Annotated in this window: 15 protein-coding genes; 9 read left to right on the top strand and 6 right to left on the bottom strand. The window is 71.5% G+C overall.

What is annotated here, in order from left to right; all coding sequences use genetic code 11:
• Positions 1-5: 5 nt before the first annotated feature.
• The 4 genes from H305_RS0121200 to H305_RS46675 all read left to right on the top strand — a co-directional run bounded on the left by H305_RS0121200 (position 6) and on the right by H305_RS46675 (position 3,938).
• Positions 6-464 carry a hypothetical protein gene (locus tag H305_RS0121200; protein WP_037764762.1) on the top strand — a complete coding sequence of 153 codons (459 nt, stop codon included), beginning with the start codon at positions 6-8 and terminating at the stop codon, positions 462-464.
• A gap of 113 nt (positions 465-577) precedes the next feature.
• A complete protein-coding gene (locus tag H305_RS0121195; RefSeq protein WP_028802145.1) occupies positions 578-1,954 on the top strand; it encodes an FtsW/RodA/SpoVE family cell cycle protein in 1,377 nt (458 codons plus the stop codon).
• Between the two features lie 20 nt (positions 1,955-1,974).
• The gene (locus H305_RS0121190; RefSeq protein ID WP_028802144.1) at positions 1,975-3,432 is read left to right on the top strand and encodes a penicillin-binding transpeptidase domain-containing protein; all 1,458 of its coding nucleotides are present in this window, start codon (positions 1,975-1,977) and stop codon (positions 3,430-3,432) included.
• Between the two features lie 44 nt (positions 3,433-3,476).
• Positions 3,477-3,938, top strand: coding sequence for a DUF3291 domain-containing protein (locus H305_RS46675; RefSeq protein ID WP_107440072.1), 462 nt, complete (start codon positions 3,477-3,479; stop codon positions 3,936-3,938).
• A 69-nt stretch (positions 3,939-4,007) separates the two neighbouring features.
• Here the strand turns inward: H305_RS46675 and H305_RS0121180 are convergent, their stop codons facing one another.
• Positions 4,008-5,114 carry a ferritin-like domain-containing protein gene (locus H305_RS0121180; protein ID WP_028802143.1) on the bottom strand — a complete coding sequence of 369 codons (1,107 nt, stop codon included), beginning with the start codon at positions 5,112-5,114 and terminating at the stop codon, positions 4,008-4,010.
• A gap of 138 nt (positions 5,115-5,252) precedes the next feature.
• Between H305_RS0121180 and H305_RS0121175 the strand changes: the two genes are divergently transcribed.
• The 5 genes from H305_RS0121175 to H305_RS0121155 all read left to right on the top strand — a co-directional run bounded on the left by H305_RS0121175 (position 5,253) and on the right by H305_RS0121155 (position 9,235).
• Entirely contained in the window at positions 5,253-6,188 is a 936-nt protein-coding gene (locus H305_RS0121175) for an AurF N-oxygenase family protein (protein ID WP_028802142.1), read from the top strand.
• A 323-nt stretch (positions 6,189-6,511) separates the two neighbouring features.
• Positions 6,512-7,237, top strand: a complete 726-nt coding sequence (locus H305_RS0121170; protein ID WP_028802141.1) for a TetR/AcrR family transcriptional regulator — start codon at positions 6,512-6,514, stop codon at positions 7,235-7,237.
• A gap of 67 nt (positions 7,238-7,304) precedes the next feature.
• Positions 7,305-7,649 (top strand): hypothetical protein, encoded by a 345-nt coding sequence (locus tag H305_RS0121165; RefSeq protein WP_028802140.1) that lies wholly within the window; start codon positions 7,305-7,307, stop codon positions 7,647-7,649.
• A 102-nt stretch (positions 7,650-7,751) separates the two neighbouring features.
• Positions 7,752-8,963: a C40 family peptidase gene (locus tag H305_RS0121160; RefSeq protein ID WP_028802139.1), complete on the top strand. Its 1,212-nt coding sequence runs from the start codon at positions 7,752-7,754 to the stop codon at positions 8,961-8,963.
• A gap of 71 nt (positions 8,964-9,034) precedes the next feature.
• Positions 9,035-9,235 carry a hypothetical protein gene (locus H305_RS0121155; protein ID WP_028802138.1) on the top strand — a complete coding sequence of 67 codons (201 nt, stop codon included), beginning with the start codon at positions 9,035-9,037 and terminating at the stop codon, positions 9,233-9,235.
• A gap of 56 nt (positions 9,236-9,291) precedes the next feature.
• Here H305_RS0121155 and H305_RS0121150 read toward each other — a convergent pair whose 3' ends face one another.
• Genes H305_RS0121150 through H305_RS0121130 form a run of 5 tightly spaced genes read right to left on the bottom strand, consistent with a single transcriptional unit; the run spans position 9,292 to position 15,252 of the window.
• A complete protein-coding gene (locus H305_RS0121150; RefSeq protein WP_028802137.1) occupies positions 9,292-10,545 on the bottom strand; it encodes a styrene monooxygenase/indole monooxygenase family protein in 1,254 nt (417 codons plus the stop codon).
• A gap of 31 nt (positions 10,546-10,576) precedes the next feature.
• Positions 10,577-11,215 (bottom strand): GTP-binding protein, encoded by a 639-nt coding sequence (locus tag H305_RS0121145; protein WP_028802136.1) that lies wholly within the window; start codon positions 11,213-11,215, stop codon positions 10,577-10,579.
• Positions 11,196-11,615: a DUF742 domain-containing protein gene (locus H305_RS0121140; protein ID WP_028802135.1), complete on the bottom strand. Its 420-nt coding sequence runs from the start codon at positions 11,613-11,615 to the stop codon at positions 11,196-11,198. Before H305_RS0121140 ends, H305_RS0121145 begins: the two co-directional genes overlap by 20 nt.
• On the bottom strand, positions 11,612-12,115 hold the full coding sequence (locus tag H305_RS0121135; RefSeq protein WP_028802134.1) for a roadblock/LC7 domain-containing protein: 504 nt from the start codon (positions 12,113-12,115) through the stop codon (positions 11,612-11,614). The genes H305_RS0121140 and H305_RS0121135 overlap by 4 nt, the downstream gene beginning before the upstream one ends.
• Positions 12,112-15,252, bottom strand: a complete 3,141-nt coding sequence (locus H305_RS0121130; protein WP_078629154.1) for a nitrate- and nitrite sensing domain-containing protein — start codon at positions 15,250-15,252, stop codon at positions 12,112-12,114. Before H305_RS0121130 ends, H305_RS0121135 begins: the two co-directional genes overlap by 4 nt.
• Positions 15,253-15,313 lie beyond the last annotated feature (61 nt).

The raw sequence follows: 15,313 nt of genomic DNA, 5'->3' as shown, positions 1-15,313 counted from the left end.
CACCCATGTTCCTGCGGTCCACGTGCAGCAGGCTCGGCATAGCGGTCGCCGCCGCGAGCCTCTTCGCCCTCGCCGGAGCCGGCCCCGCCCTCGCCGACGAGGCGACGACCTCGGGGCTCGACGTCGACCGCAGCCTGGAGGCCGGTGCCTCCTTCGACACGGGCATCGGGCGCAGCATCGGCTTCGACGACGAGTTCGGCCTCGGTGTCAGCGGCATCGACGAGGGGTTCTTGACCCGGGGCAGAGTCGACGCCCCCCGCGGGCTGGCGCTGCGCAGCGACCCGTTCCGCGGTGGGCGGCTGATCCGTATCGCCCGGCACGGCGAGCGGGTCGGGATCTTCTGCAAGACCCATGGCGAGCCGGTCGACGGCGACACGATCTGGTACCTGCTCGCCGACAGCACCTGGTCCTGGGCTCCCGCCCGTTCCATCGAGACCTTCGGCGACACGCCCCCGTGGTGCTGAGTTCCGGCTCACCGGTGTACCTCATCGGGACCGCACCCCGTGAGGTACACCGGAACAGCCCGTTTATCACTACATAACGGGACATCAGGTTCACCACTTGCTACGTTCCGGACATGATCCAGCCCGGACTGCCCGGAACGACCGTGGTGGCGGACCCGCCCGCCCCGGCCGTACGCCTGCCCCGGCGCCGGGGCATCGAGTTCACCCTCATCGTCGTCGCCGTCCTGCTCTGCGTGTGCGGCTACTGCGCCGTGGGTCTCGCACGGAAGGGCACCCTCCCGCCCGGCGCCGCCGGATACGGCGCCGGGCTCGGCGTGCTCTCCCTGCTCGCGCACGTCGCCGTGCGGTTCCGGGCGCCGTACGCCGACCCGCTGCTGCTCCCCATCGCCGTCCTCCTCAACGGTCTCGGACTGGTCCTCATCTACCGGCTCGACCTCGACACCCCGGCCGACCAGGCCGCCCCCATCCAGCTGATCTGGTCGACGCTGGGCGTCGCGTTCTTCATCGCGGCAGTGCTCTTCCTGCGCGACCACCGGGTGCTCCAGCGGTACACGTACGTCTCCGTGGTCGCCGCGCTGGGCCTGCTGACGCTGCCGATCTTCTTCCCGGCGGTGAACGGCGCCCGCATCTGGATCAGGATCGCCGGATTCTCCATCCAGCCGGGCGAGTTCGCGAAGGTGCTGCTGGCGGTGTTCTTCGCCGGATACCTCGCCGCCAACCGCAACGCGCTCGCCTACGCGGGCCGCCGTATCTGGCGGTTCGAGCGGCTCCAGCTGCCGGCCGGCCGGGTGCTCGGACCGATCGTCGCGATCTGGCTGCTGAGCGTCGGCGTGCTGGTGCTGGAGCGGGACCTGGGGACGTCCCTGCTGTTCTTCGGACTGTTCGTGATCCTGCTGTACGTCGCCACCGGCCGCACCGGCTGGATCGCCGTCGGGCTGCTGCTGGCCTGCGCGGGCGCGATGGCCGTCGGTCATCTCGAACCGCATGTGCACGGCCGGGTGCAGGACTGGATGCACCCCTTCGCCTCGATCGAGGCGGGCCAGGGGCCCAACCAACTCGCGCAGTCCCTCTTCTCGTTCGCCGCCGGAGGGGTGACCGGCACCGGTCTGGGGCTCGGCCACTCCATCCTGATCGGCTTCGCCGCCAAGTCGGACTTCATCCTGGCGACCGCCGGCGAGGAACTGGGACTGGCCGGCCTGTCGGCCATCTTCCTGCTCTACGCCCTGCTCGTGGAGCGCGGCTACCGGGCGGGCATCGCGCTGCGCGACCCGTTCGGGCGGCTCCTCGCGATCGGCCTGGCGTCGATCGTCGCGCTCCAGGTGTTCGTGATCGCGGGCGGGGTGACCGGCCTGATCCCGCTGACCGGGATGGCGATGCCCTTCCTCGCACAGGGCGGCTCGTCGGTGGTCACCAACTGGATCATCGTGGCGCTGCTGATCCGGATCAGCGACGTGGCCCGCAGCCAGTACGACGGGACGGCGGCGCCGTGAACGGCCGGGAGGTCGCCCCCATGACCAAGTACATCCGCCGGGCCGCCGGGCTGTGTGCCGTGCTGCTCGTCGCGCTCCTCGTGAACGCCGCACGCGTCCAGGTCTTCCAGGCCTCGTCCTACGACGACAACGTGGCGAACCGCCGTCAGACGATCGCGCGCTACGAGCAGCCGCGCGGGGACATCATCGTCGACGGCAGGACGATCACCGGCTCCGCGGACACGGGCGAGCAGCTGCGTTACGAACGGACTTACACGGACGGCCCGTTGTACGCGCCCGTCACCGGCTTCGCCTCCCAGCTGTACGGGACGACGTTCCTGGAGAACGCGGGCGACGAGATCCTCTCCGGCACCGACCCGATGCTCGCCCCGCTCCCCCTGTGGAACGACGTCACCCGCGCCCAGAACCCCGGCGGAAAGATCGTCACCACCCTGAACTCGGCGGCCCAGCGGGCGGCGTACGACGGGCTCGCCGGGCGCCGGGGCGCGGTCGCCGCGGTCGAACCGGCCACGGGGAAGATCCTCGCGCTGGTGTCCACGCCGTCGTACGACCCCGCGGAGCTGTCCGGGACGGGACCGGCGGCGACGCGGGCCTGGAACCGGCTGAACGACGCGCCGAGCAAGCCGATGCTCAACCGGGCGATCCGGCAGACGTATCCGCCCGGGTCGACGTTCAAGGTGGTGACCGCCGCCGCGGCGCTGGACGCGGGCGTGGTGCGGGATCTCGACGCGCCGACCGAGTCGCCCGACCCCTACCGTCTCCCCGGCACGACGACCTCGCTCACCAATGAGGTCGACGGCTGCGAGAACGCCTCCGTGCGGTACGCCTTCGAATGGTCCTGCAACTCGGTCTTCGCGAAGCTGGGAGTGGACATCGGCCTCGGCGACATGACGGAGGCGGCGGCGAACTTCGGCTTCAACGACCGGAAGCTGAAGATCCCGTTCTCCGTGTCGCCGAGCAACTTCGACCTGACGCTCGACAGGGCGCAGCTGGCGCTCTCCTCCATCGGGCAGTTCGACACCCGGGCGACTCCTCTCCAGATGGCGATGATCTCGTCGGCCGTCGCGGGCGGAGGTTCGGTCAAGGCGCCGTACCTGGTGGAGCGGACGACCACGCAGGGGGGCCGCACGATCGCCACGACCGGGCAGCGGACCCTCCACCAGGCGATGAGTCCGGCGACCGCGCAGCGGATGCGCGAGCTGATGACCGACGTCGTGCGCGAGGGCACCGGCAGGAACGCCGCCATCCCCGGCGCCACCGTCGGCGGCAAGACCGGCACCGCCCAGCACGGGATCGGCAACTCCGGGGTGCCGTACGCATGGTTCATCTCCTGGGCGCAGGCCGAGGGCTCGCTGGAGCCGGCGGTGGCCGTCGCGGTCGTCGTCGAGGACGCGGCCGCCGACCGCGGGGAGATCAGCGGGGGCGGGAACGCGGGGCCCATCGCCAAGGCGGTGATGAAGGCGGTGCTCGGGTTCTGAGACGGGGGTTCCGCCGGGCGCCCACGGCGACCTGACGTTCGGTCATGACTCGGTCCCCTGCCGTGCACGAGCTCGCCCAGGTGAACATCGCCCGTCTCAAGGCCCCTTTGGACTCGGCTGAGTTGAAGGACTTCGTGGAGGCGCTCGACCCGGTGAACGCCGTCGCGGACACGGCGGACGGCTTCGTCTGGAGGCTGCAGAGCGAGTCGGGCAACGCGACGGACGTACCCGTGTTCGGGGACGACTGGCTGATCGTCAACATGTCCACCTGGCGCGATCCGAACGCGCTGACCGCGTTCATGTACCAGGGGCAGCACCGTGAGCTGCCGGCCCGCCGCCGCGAGTGGTTCGAACGCCTCGACGAGGCGGTGACGGCGCTGTGGTGGGTCCCCGCGGGTCACCGGCCGACCGTGCGGGAGGCCGAGGCCCGCCTCCTCCACCTGCGTGAGCACGGGCCGACGGCGCACGCCTTCACCCTGCGGACGTCGTTCCCTCCGCAGGGCTAGGCGCCTTCGGTACGCGACGCGGGGGCCGGCGCCGTCGATGCGGCGGGCCGGCGGGCCCGGTCCGGCCGGTCAGGACTGCGCGCCCTGCTCGACGGCGTCCGCCACCTCGGCGACGCGCTCCCTCTCCTCCTCGGCGAACCGCCGCGCGTCCAGTTGTTCGGCGATCTCCTCGTCCTGGGCCATCAGCAGGTCCAGGTTGGAGTCGCCCATCTCGAAGACGCCCATGTCGACGTAGGCCTGCTGAAGACGCTTGCCCCACAGGCCGATGTCCTTGACGCAGGGGACGATGCGGCTGAAGAGCAGCCGGCGGAACAGGTGCAGGAACTCGGACTGCTCGCTGTACTCCTCGGCCTCGGCCTTCGGGATGCCGAAGTTCTCCAGGACCTCGGTGCCGCGCAGCCGGTCCCGCATCAGATAGCAGCCCTCGATGACGAACTCCTCGCGCTCGCGCAGTTCGGGGTCGGAGAGCTGCCGGTAGTGGTCGCGCAGGGCCATGCGGCCGAAGGCGACGTGCCGGGCCTCGTCCTGCATGACGTAGGCGAGGATCTGCTGCGGCAGGGGCTTGTCGGTGGTGTCGCGGATCATGCCGAAGGCGGCGAGGGCCAGCCCCTCGATCAGGACCTGCATCCCGAGGTACGGCATGTCCCAGCGGGAGTCGCGGAGGGTGTCGCCGAGGAGCGCCTGGAGGTTGTCGTTGATCGGGTAGAGCATGCCGATCTTCTCGTGCAGGAAGCGCGCGTAGATCTCCGCGTGCCGGGCCTCGTCCATCGTCTGGGTGGCCGAGTAGAACTTGGCGTCGAGGTCGGGGACCGATTCGACGATGCGCGCCGCGCAGACCATCGCGCCCTGTTCACCGTGCAGGAACTGGCTGAACTGCCAGGAGGCGTAGTGCATGCGCAGTTCGCCCTTGTCCCGGTCGGTGAGCCTCGCCCAGTACGGGGTTCCGTACAGCGTCATCGACTCGTCGGGGGTGCCCAGCGGGTCGTGCGGGTCGACCTCCAGCGCCCAGTCGATGCGCTTCTGGCCGTCCCACTGCTTGTCCTTGCCCTTCTGGTAGAGGGCGAGCAGCCGGTCGCGACCGTCGTCGTACTCCCAGCTGAAACGTGCCGCCCCGGAGGCCGGAACCTCCCAGTGGGGATCCCCCGCGTCCTTCGCGTACAGCTCATGAGTGGACATACATCGCAGGCTCACACGGGGTAGACGCGTCGTCAACAAGTCGCGCGCAGGGGATTGACGAGCTTGCTGACAAGCAGTCTCATAAGACGTGACCGCCGGTAACTCCTGTGGATCCCGTACGACGAGGTGGGAACAGTCATGACGACGGTGACGGAAGACGCACTCGATGGTCTCCGAGACGCGCTCGGTCGGCTCAAGGACCGGGAACAGGTGGCCGAGCGGCTGCTCGACTCTTCCGCCAAGCACTCCTTCGATCCGGACAGGGAACTGGACTGGGAGGCGCCCTTCGAGAAGGGCAAGTGGTTCTGGCCCCCGGAGCTGGTGTCCCTGTACGACACCCCGCTGTGGCGGCGGATGAGCGAGGAGCAGCGGATCGCGCTCTCACAGCACGAGTCCGCGGCCCTGGCGTCGCTGGGGATCTGGTTCGAGATCATCCTCATGCAGCTGCTGGTGCGGCACATCTACGACAAGGCGGCGACGAGCGCGCACGTGCGCTATGCGCTGACCGAGATCGAGGACGAGTGCCGGCACTCGAAGATGTTCGCCCGGCTGATCACCCGCGGCGGAACGCCGTACTACCCGGTCAGCCGCGCCCATCAGAACCTCGGGCGACTCTTCAAGACCATCTCGACCACACCCGGGTCCTTCACGGCCACGCTGCTCGGCGAGGAGATCCTCGACTGGATGCAGCGGCTGACCTTCCCGGACGAGCGGGTGCAGACCCTCATCCGCGGCGTCACCCGCATCCACGTGGTGGAGGAGGCGCGGCACGTGCGCTACGCGCGGGAGGAGCTGCGGCGCCAGATGGTGACCGCCCCGCGCTGGTCACAGGAGTTCACGCGGCTCACCTCCGGCGAGTTCGCACGCGTCTTCTCGGTCGCCTTCGTCAATCCCGAGGTCTACACGAACGTCGGACTCAACAAGCGCGAGGCGTTGGCCCAGGTCAAGGCCAGTGGTCACCGCCGCGAGGTGATGCAGACCGGCGCCAAGCGGCTGACGGACTTCCTCGACGACATCGGCGTGCTGCGGGGCGCCGGGCGCCGGCTGTGGAAGTCGTCCGGCCTGCTGGCCTGACCCCCGTTCTCCCGCCGTACGGGCACCCGCCCGGGCTGCGCCGAGCATCACGCGCGGGGCGCCTCGGGCCGGGCGGTCCGGCGGCCCCTGGGGCCACGGGCCCGCCCGCCTGTACCGGCACTTCGACACGGGCCGGTCCGCGTCAGTACCGGCACTTCGACACGGCCGGTCCGCGTCTGTACCAGCACTTCGACGCGGGCCGGTCCGCGTCTGTACCAGCACTTCGACGCGAGGCCGCCGCGAGCCTCTGTACCGGCGTTCCGCCCCGGGGCCGTCGCGGGCGCGGGAGGGCTGTCCGTCGCTGTCCGGTTACGCTGCCGGACATGACCTCGCAGGCGCCCACCCCCGCATACCGTCGGCTCAGCGTCGAGGAACGGCGCAGCCAGCTCCTCGACGCGGCGCTCTCGCTGTTCGCCCAGCGAGCGCCCGAGGAGGTCTCCCTGGACGACGTGGCGGAGGCGGCCGGGGTGTCACGGCCCTTGGTGTACCGGTACTTCCCGGGCGGCAAGCAACAGCTGTACGAGGCCGCCCTCCGGTCCGCCGCAACGGAGCTGGAGCAGTGTTTCGCGGAGCCGCCGCAGGGGCCGCTCACCCAGCGGCTCGGGCGGGCGCTCGACCGCTATCTCTCCTTCGTCGACGAGCACGACGCCGGGTTCAGCGCCTTGCTCCAGGGCGGCAGCGTCGTGGAGACGTCACGGACCACGGCCATCGTGGACGGGGTGCGCCGGGCCGCCGCCCGGCACATCCTCGATCATCTGGCCGTCCGCGACCCCGGGCCGCGGCTGCGCATGACCGTGCGGATGTGGATCACCGCCGTGGAGGCCGCCTCACTGATCTGGCTCGACGAGGACAAGGAGCCGCCGCTCGACGAGCTGCGGGACTGGCTCGTGGAGCAGTTCGTCGCGACGCTCGCGGCGGGCGCGGGCAGGGACGCGCAGACCGCGGCGGTGGTGAAGGCGGCGCTGGCCATGGAGACGGCGGACGGGGCGGTGGGCTCGCTGGCCCGCCGCGTGATCCCGGTGCTCGGTGACGCCGCGCACCTGCTGTGACGCGCGTGCCGCCGCGGCCGGGGCGCTCATGGACCGGCGTGACCGCGGCGTTTGTGACACTGGGGGCGTGAAGAGCCAAGACACCCCCTTCGTGGGCGGCCCCCTCGACGGGCGGGTGCTGCCGGTCCTGCTCGGGCCGACCGGCCATCCGCCGAAGACCTACCGCGTCCCGGTGCCGGACAAGGACGGCGGCCCGCCCACCGTGCTCGTCTACCGGCGCGTGGAAGCGGGCCGCAGCAAGCGGCTCGGGCTGCACCAGGGCTGGAAGTACGAGTACGACCCCGAGGGGAAGCGGGGGCGCGGGCCGGTCTGGCCGTGGTCCAAGAACAAGAGCGGGACCGCGACCGGGGCCGAGGGCAAAAGCGGGGAGACGGCCGGCGGCGCCACGCCGGGCCCCCATGCCGACGAGTGACCTTCTTGGGCCGAAGCGGCCAGTCTGCGCGCGATCGGGATGCGCTCGTCCCATCCTGCCGGTGCGAGGTGGAGGTACCACCCCGGCTCCGGAGGTGATGACGTGTCAGGAAGGCTTCTGCGTCTGGTCTGTACGGCGGCGGTCGCGGCCGGGACGCTGCTCGCGCCGGCCCCGGCGGCGGCCGTCCCGGAACCGGGCCCGGGCACGGGCACGGGCACGGGCACGGGCACGGGCACGGGCACGGGCACGGGCACGGGCAGGAAGGCGGACACGTCCGCGAGTACCGCCGGACAGCGCTCTGTCGCCCAGCTGCTGACGGACCTTCAGCGGTTGTACCGGGACGCGGAACGCGCCACCGAGACGTACAACGCGACCGCGGACAAGCTGAAGAAGCAGCGCGCCGAGGTCACCCGGCTCGACGCCGACCTCGCTCGGGCCCGCCTGTCCCTGCACGACAGCCGCGGGGAGGCGGGGCGGCTGGCCCGCCAGCAGTACCAGGGCAGCGGCGATATCTCCTCGTACGTGCGGCTGCTGCTCGCCCGCGATCCGCAGCACGCCCTCGACCAGGGCCACGTACTCGGGCAGCTGTCGCTGGAGCGCGCCGAGACGGTGCAGCGGGTGACGGGGAGCGAGAAGCGCACGCAGACGCTGGCGCTCGCGGCCCGCAAGGCGCTCGACACGCAACTCGGCCTCGCCGAAAGGCAGAAGAAGGAACGCGACGATGTGAGCAAGCGGCTCGACGCGGTGCAGGACCTGCTGGCCTCGCTGAGCGCCGATCAGCTCGCCGAGCTCGACAGGTTCGAGAAGTCGGGCGTGGCCGAGGCGCAGAAGAAGTTCCTGGCCTCGGGCTCGCTCAGCAGCGAGAAGCCGCCGTCGCGGGAGGGCGAGAAAGCGGTGCGGTACGCCGTGCGACAGATCGGGAAGCCGTACGTGTGGGGTGCCGAGGGCCCGAAGTCGTACGACTGCTCGGGGCTGACCTCGCAGGCATGGGTCCACGCCGGGGATCCCATCCCCCGGACCAGCCAGGAGCAGTGGGCGCGGCTGCCGCGGATCCCGCTGAGCGAGCTGCGCCCCGGCGACCTGGTGATCTACTTCCCCGAGGCCACCCATGTCGCCCTCTACCTGGGCGACGGCATGGTGGTGCAGGCGCCGCGGCCGGGAACCAACGTGAAGGTGTCACCGATCGCGGCGAACCCGCTGCTCGGCGCGGTCCGCCCCGACCCCGCAGGCAAGCCCCTGCGGCACTACACCCCGCCGAAGCTCCCGGCACAGGCGACGAAGGGCTCGGACACGGGCAACAACAACACGCTGTAGCCCGCGGCCGACGATCGGGCGACCCCAGCGACCGGCGCCGGGGACGCCTCGGCCTTCTCCGGCTCGGAGCGGTGCGCCCACGGCCGTGCAGGCCGTTCACCTGCAAGAAGTACACCGTCGGTCTCGCGAGCATTCCGAAGGGCGGCACGGTCGGCTCCGCCAAGGTTGTCCGCGTCGACGACGACGGCGACGCGAATACGTACAAGGTCGACGACATCCAGATCAAGAAGCCCGCGAGCGGCCCCCTTGACCGTCAACCTCGCGTGACCTGATCAAGACCCGGAGGCCCCGGGACGTGGTGTCCAGGGGCCTTGCGGTCGGTCGGATGTCACGCCCCGGCGACCGACGCCAGGTACGCCTCCGCCTTCTCCGGCTCGAAGAAGAAGTTCTCGAAGTCGGCCGGGTTGTCGAAGCCGTTGGCGAAACGGTCCGCCACGGGCTGGAGCTGGCCGGCGGCGCCGATGAGGTTCAGGACGTGCTCCGGCGGCACGCCCAGCATCGCGTTGGTCCACTTCGTGACGTGCTGGGCGGTGTCCCAGTAGCGGTCGAAGGTGGCCTGCATCCACTCCTCGTCGAAGGGCTTGTCGCCCTGTTCGAGGATCGAAGCGAGGTACGCGGCCGCACACTTGGAGGCCGAGTTGGAGCCCTGGCCGGTGATCGGGTCGTTCGCCACGACCACGTCGGCGACGCCGAGTACCAGGCCGCCGCCGGGCAGCCTGCCGATCGGGTTGCGGACGGTCGGGGCGTAGCGCCCGGACAGCGTGCCGTTCGCGTCGGTCAGTTCGACCTTGGTGGCGCGCGCGTACTCCCAGGGCGTGAACCGCTCCATGAGTTCCAGGGTCAGGGAGAGGTGCTCGGCGGGGTCCTTGACGCCGTTGAAGGCGTCGAGCGGGCCACCGGGTATGCCCTCCCAGAAGAGGATGTCGGCGCGGCCGGAGGTGGTCAGGGTCGGCATCACGAAGAGCTCGCCGACGCCGGGGACCAGGTTGCAGCGGACCGCGTCGAAGTCCGGGTGCTCGGGGCGCGGGCCCAGACCGTGCACGTAGGCGACGGCGAGGGCGCGCTGCGGCTCGCTGAACGGGGAGCGGGAGGCGTCGCGGCCGAACATCGACACCAGCTCGCCCTTGCCGGCCGAGACCAGCACCAGGTCGTAGGTGCGGGAGAAGTAGTCGAGGTCGGAGACCGCGGCGCCGTGGATGACCAGCTGGCCGCCGCGCTGGGCGAACGTCTCCATCCAGCCGGCCATCTTGACCCGCTGATCGACCGACTGGGCGTACCCGTCGAGCTTGCCCACCCAGTCGATCGCGCGCTGCGAGGGGCCCGGGTCGAAGGAGCCGGGGGCGGCGACCGAGACGCCGAGCCCCTCGATCTTCGGGGCCTGGGACTCCCAGAAGTTCAGCTGGAGATCGCGCTCGTGCTGCAGGGCCGTGTCGAACATGCACTGCGTCGACATGACACGGCCGGCACGGATCTCGTCCGCCGTCCGGTTCGACATCAGGGTGACCTCGTACCCGCGCGACTGGAGGCCGAGGGCGAGCTGGAGTCCGGACTGACCGGCTCCGACGACGAGTATCTTCCGCATGCGGCTTGTTTCTCCTAGGACCTAGGCGTCCCTATTCGGGGCTTACTTCGAGCGCGTGGCCGACCAGGGCCAGCAGGGTCTCCACGACCGAGATCCGGCGACGCGCGTCCATGATCATGACAGGTATGTGCGGAGGTACCGTGAGGGCCTCACGCACGTCCTCGGGCTCGAACCGCTCGCTGCCGTCGAAGTGGTTGACGGCGACGACGTACGGCAGTCCGCAGCTCTCGAAGTAGTCCAGTGCGGGGAAGCAGTCCGACAGGCGGCGGGTGTCGGCGAGGACCACCGCGCCGATCGCGCCGCGCACCAGGTCGTCCCACATGAACCAGAACCGCTGCTGGCCCGGCGTACCGAAGAGGTAGAGCACCAGGTCGTCGTCGAGCGTGATGCGGCCGAAGTCCATGGCCACGGTGGTGGTCAGTTTGTCCGGCGTACCGGTGAGGTCGTCGGTTTCCTCACTGGCCTGTGTCATCAGCGCCTCCGTCTGGAGGGGCTGGATCTCGGAGACCGCGGTGACCAGCGTGGTCTTGCCCACGCCGAAGCCGCCCGCGACGACGATCTTGGTGGCGATCGGGGCGCGGGTGCGATCCGTCTGCCAGGCCTGCAGATTCTCCTCGTCGTCGAGGAGAGGGGCGACGCCAGGGGCGGCGTCAGAGACGACGGAGTCCACTCAGCACCCTTTCCAGCAGAGCGCGGTCCGGCTGTCCCGGGCCGTGACCTGTTCCGTACACGCGGATCTTTCCCTGGTCCGCCAGGTCGCTCAGGAGGACCCGGACCACGCCGAGCGGCATCCTGAGGAGGGCGGCGATCTCGGCCACCGTCCGCATCCGGCGGCAGAGTTCGACGATGGCGCGCATCTCGGGCATCACCCGGTACGCGGGCCGGCCGTCGGTGAGTTCCTTGCGCTCCTCAGGAGCCTCCAGCGCCGCCACGAACGTCTCGACGAGCAGGACGTGCCCGAAGCGGGTCCGGCCGCCCGTGAGCGAATAGGGCCGTACGCGGGCGGGCTTGCGATCGCCGCCGCGCACCGGGAGCCGGGCCGCGGCGGACGTACTGCTCGACGTACTCATCGGGTACTCCCCATCGAGTCGGACTCAAGGGATTTTCGGAGTTCACTGCGCAGTTCGGGGGTCAGCACATGTCCGGCGCGGCCGACGAAGAGCGCCATGTGGTACGCCACCACGCTCATGTCGCAGTCCGGAGAACCGTGCACCCCGAGCAGCGAACCGTCGCTGATCGACATGACGAAGAGGCTGCCCTCGTCCATCGCGACCATCGTCTGCTTCACCCCGCCGGCGTCCATCAGCTTGGCGGCGCCGATGGTCAGGCTGCCGATGCCGGAGACGATGGTGGCGAGGTCCGCGGAGGATCCCTTGGGGCCGCTGGGGCGCTCCGTCTCCGCCGTCCGGGCCTCGGCGTTCCTGCCGGGGTCGGAGGAGAGCAGCAGCAGCCCGTCGGAGGAGACGACCGCGACCGACAGGAGTCCCGGCACCTCCTCGACGAGGTTCGTCAGCAGCCAGTGCAGATTGCGGGCCTCACTGCTCAGGCCGAAGGTACTGGGCGCGGTCAACTGCTTGCCTCCTCGACGGTGCCCCCCGATGCTTCTACGTCTCGCGCGTTGAGCGTCTGCGGCGCGTTGGTCTCCGTGGTGCGTTCGGCGATCTCCGCCTCCACGTCGCGGCGGCCCTCGACGGCGCCCCGGTGGAAGCCGCCGAGCCTGCGCCGCAGTGCCTCGGCGTCCACACCGCCGGTGCGCGGGCGCGGGGCCGGGGCGGGCGCGGAGATCTTCGGCGTCCGCTTGGGCAGGCCCTTGTCGGTGATCCGCGGGGTCTCGTCCGGCACCCGCTCGTGGGTGTCCGGGCCTATGGCGTACGGGTCGGAGGCCGCCTGGGCGGTTCCGTCCCCGTCCTGGGCGGTGCCGGCGGCGGGGCCGGTGAACCGGGGTGCCGCTCCCGTGGTCCGGGAGGTCTCCGCCCGGGGCTCGGGCTCCGGCTCGGGCGCCACAGGTCCGGGCTCCGGCACGGGGGCCGCGGTCTCGGGCGCTCCGGTCCCGGGCGTGGCCGGTCCGGGCTCCGGCGCGAGGGCCGCGGTCTCGGACGCTCCGGTCCCGGGCGTGGCCGGTTCCGGCGCCGGCGGTTCGGCCGGGGGGAACGGGAGCAGGAGCTCCATCGTGGTCTCGGGGGTCGGCCCGGGTGCCGACGTGTCCGCGAAGTCCGCCTCGGGCGCGATCCGGGGTTCGGCCTCGCGCCGGGGTCCGGGCACGCGGTGCTGCTCGGCGGCGGCCGGCGCCTCGGGCGCCTGCTCCGGCTCCGGCGTCCGCTCCGGCTCCGGAGCGACGGCGTCCTGCGACCGGTCGGCGTCCTGAGGCTGATCGGTGTCCTCGGGCCGGGATTCGGTGTCGGCCTCGCGGACGGCCGCCTGGGCCGCGGCGATCAGCGGGTCCTCGTCCCCGGCGGGGTCCGAGGCGGTGAGCGCCGCACGCCCGCGCAGGACGTTGGAGTTGGCCTCGGCGTCCGCTCCGGGGAGGGTCACCGAGGGCGCGCCCCCGACGTGCCGCGCGGTGGTGGGGACGGCCGCGGAGGGCGCGGCGGCGAGCAGTGCCTTCGGGAGGACGACCACGGCGGCGACGCCGCCCTGCTTCTGCTCGCGCAGCTGCACCCGCACACCGTGCCGGTGCGCGAGCCGCGCCACCACGTACAGGCCGAGGCCGAGGCCCTCGCCGCTCTCCTGGTCGTACGCGTCCTCGGGGTCGAAGGCGGCGAGGCGGTCGTTGAGCTGGGTCATCCGCTCCGACGTCATGCCGATGCCCTCGTCCTGCACGGAGAGCATCACCTCGCCGCTCTCCAGGAGCCAGCCGGAGACCTCGACGGGGAGGTCGGGCGGCGTGAACGACGTGGCGTTCTCCAGCAGTTCGGCCAGCAGGTGGCTCATGTCGTCGGCGGCGAAACCGGCGATGTGGGCGTGCGGCGGCAGCGCGGCGATCCGGACACGCTCGTAGCGCTCGATCTCGCTGACCGCGGCACGGACGACGTCGACGAGCGGGACCGGGCCCGCGTGGTGCTGGACGTGCTCGGCGCCCGCGAGGACCAGCAGGTTCTCGCTGTGCCGCCGCATGACGGTGGCGAAGTGGTCCAGCTTGAAAAGTGTGGAGAGACGGTCCGGGTCCTGCTCGCGGTCCTCCAGGCCCTCGATGACGCCGAGTTGACGCTCGACGAGGCCGAGCGTGCGCAGCGCGAGGTTGACGAAGGTGCCGTGGATGGTGCCGCGCACCTGCTCCAGGTGGGTGGCGGCCTCGGCGAGTTCGCCGCGCAGCCGGTCGCGTTCGTCGGCCATCAGCTGGCGCTGGCCGATGAGGTGCTTGCGGTCGCCCTCGAGGGTGGCGAGCCGCTCGTGGAGTCCGGCCGCGTGCGCGTGCAGCGCGTTGACGGAGCGGACCACCTGGGCGAACTCGTCGTTGCGGCCGGTGAACTTGACCGGTTCGTCGGTGCCCGGGTCGGCGGCGAGCCGGGCGGAGCCCAGGCGGAGCACGGCCAGCGGGCGGGTGAGCGAGCGGGCCATGGCCATCGAGACGCCGACCGCGACGAGCAGCAGCGTGCCGATCAGGGCGATACGGATCTCCAGCGCGGTGACGTCGTCGTCACGCAGCTGTTCGAGGTCCTCGGTGCGGTGCTCGTTGAGTGAGGCCTCCGCGCCGCGCATCAGCTCGATACGGGCGGACAGTGCGGCGTCCAGCTTCTTCACGGACGTGTCGAGTTCGGCGCCGGACAGCGTCGGCTGGTCGGTCAGGCGCGCGAGGTACCGGTCGGCGGTGCCGACGTCCGGTCCGGTGACCGTGGAGTCGTAGGACGCCTTGGCGCTCTTCGGCGCCGTCTCCCGGAAGTCCGCGAGGGCCGCGTCCGAGCGGAGGCGGGCCTGCTGGGCCGCCGCGCTCAGCGCGTCCCGCTGCTTGGTGTCGGCGGCCGACGAACTGCTGGTCGTGGTCGGCAGACCGGTGGCCGGGTCGATGACCGTCTGTGTGGAGCGCGGGACACCGAGGGCCGCGAGGAGCAGGCCCCGGGCGGCGGCGGACTGCTGCACCGCGGAGTCGAGTTCGGCGAGGGCGTGCGCGCCGGAGCCCGAGCGGGGCGGCAGCTGGTCGGCCAGGTCCTCGGCGAGGGCGTGGAGTTCGGTGATGGCGGCGGAGTACGCCTGGTGCGCTTCGAGGGCGGTGCTCTTGCCGGTGAGCGCGGACCTGCGCAGGGCGGAGATGCCGTCGAGGTCCTTCAGGAGGGTCGCCGGGGCGTCCTCGTCCGCTCGCAGCTCCTCGACCTGCCGGTCGACCCGGGCGCTGCGCTGCTCCGAGGGTGCCTTGTCCTTCGGCCGGCCCCCGGCGACGTAGGACGTGACCTCGTCGCGCTCGTCGGCCAGCGAGTGCGCGAGGGTCAGCGCCTGCTGGGTCCGCTGGGCGAGCGTCACGAGGTTCTGGGAGTCGTTCAGTTGCTCGGAGGCGGCGAGCACGGTCGGGGCTCCCGCGCCGGCGATGGCGGCCGCGACGACCGCCACGGCGACGATCAGCCGGTTGCGTACGTGGGCGCGCCTCCCCCGGCCCGCCGAGTCGGCGCCGTCGCCGGCGGCGGCCCCCGCCGATGGGCCCGAGGGCCCGGAGGGCCCGGTGGCCGCCTGCTTGCCTGTTCGCCTCGGCCGCGTCTTCTGCACCGGTGCTCGCATTCCTGACTCGTTAACCCATGGGCCCGGGTGACATCCCGTCAACTGCGGCGTCCGCCCGGTA

Source organism: Streptomyces sp. 142MFCol3.1, assembly GCF_000424945.1.
GTDB lineage: Bacteria > Actinomycetota > Actinomycetes > Streptomycetales > Streptomycetaceae > Streptomyces > Streptomyces siamensis.
The sequence above is the reverse complement of the archived record's forward strand: the minus strand, read 5'-3'. Positions and strand labels throughout refer to the sequence as shown.

Bases quoted from the DNA above. Each gene is read 5' to 3' on its own strand.
- H305_RS0121200 (WP_037764762.1), top strand. From the start codon at position 6: ATGTTCCTGCGGTCCACGTGCAGCAGGCTCGGCATAGCGGTCGCCGCC.
- H305_RS0121195 (WP_028802145.1), top strand. From the start codon at position 578: ATGATCCAGCCCGGACTGCCCGGAACGACCGTGGTGGCGGACCCGCCC.
- H305_RS0121190 (WP_028802144.1), top strand. From the start codon at position 1,975: ATGACCAAGTACATCCGCCGGGCCGCCGGGCTGTGTGCCGTGCTGCTC.
- H305_RS46675 (WP_107440072.1), top strand. From the start codon at position 3,477: ATGACTCGGTCCCCTGCCGTGCACGAGCTCGCCCAGGTGAACATCGCC.
- H305_RS0121180 (WP_028802143.1), bottom strand. From the start codon at position 5,114: ATGTCCACTCATGAGCTGTACGCGAAGGACGCGGGGGATCCCCACTGG.
- H305_RS0121175 (WP_028802142.1), top strand. From the start codon at position 5,253: ATGACGACGGTGACGGAAGACGCACTCGATGGTCTCCGAGACGCGCTC.
- H305_RS0121170 (WP_028802141.1), top strand. From the start codon at position 6,512: ATGACCTCGCAGGCGCCCACCCCCGCATACCGTCGGCTCAGCGTCGAG.
- H305_RS0121150 (WP_028802137.1), bottom strand. From the start codon at position 10,545: ATGCGGAAGATACTCGTCGTCGGAGCCGGTCAGTCCGGACTCCAGCTC.
- H305_RS0121140 (WP_028802135.1), bottom strand. From the start codon at position 11,615: ATGAGTACGTCGAGCAGTACGTCCGCCGCGGCCCGGCTCCCGGTGCGC.
- H305_RS0121130 (WP_078629154.1), bottom strand. From the start codon at position 15,252: ATGCGAGCACCGGTGCAGAAGACGCGGCCGAGGCGAACAGGCAAGCAG.